The organism is Vibrio genomosp. F10 str. 9ZD137, from assembly GCF_049974785.1.
In the GTDB taxonomy this organism is placed as follows: domain Bacteria; phylum Pseudomonadota; class Gammaproteobacteria; order Enterobacterales; family Vibrionaceae; genus Vibrio.
In genome coordinates, this window is sequence record NZ_JBNGCJ010000553.1 from 1 (window position 1) to 512 (window position 512).

General features: G+C 40.0%; 1 protein-coding gene. It reads left to right on the plus strand.

The window, feature by feature from the left end; all coding sequences use genetic code 11:
• Positions 1 to 417: hypothetical protein (locus ACP45E_RS13545; protein ID WP_241824313.1), on the plus strand; the 417-nt coding region annotated here is incomplete at its 5' end.
• Positions 418 to 512 lie beyond the last annotated feature (95 nt).

Genomic DNA, 512 nt, shown 5'->3' on the forward strand with positions numbered 1-512 from the left:
GCAAACGTGTTATGCAGGCGTTATGTACAAGGAGGTAACATGATAAAACAACCACCATATGACGTAACTTTTTGTGAGGCAGGAGAAGCTCCTCCTCCTTATGTTAGGTATATATCTAGCGCCTCGTTAAAACTAGGTGGAAGTTTAGAGCAGTTAAACGCTTTAGGGTATGAGACTGAAATACCAATTTCAGCTAGCACTCCAGAAGAGGAAAATGAACTGGTTCTAAATCTGATGTTGAAACTACATAAACACGGCTTTGCGTTTTCGTATGATTTCAAAGTTACTGTTTCTCCAAGTTCATACATGATGGAACTGTTGGAAAATGATGTTCTGACTACATCATTTAATGAAATTAGTTGGTCAGGAAAGGATCGTTGGAAATTAACGAAATTTGAGTATCAGCCAAGTACATAACAAGGCGCTTAAGCGGACACTACACGCTTGGCATTTTTGCTTCGCAAAAAGTGTATGCCAAGGTTCGTGCAGCTTAGCTTAGCGTTAAGACTCGC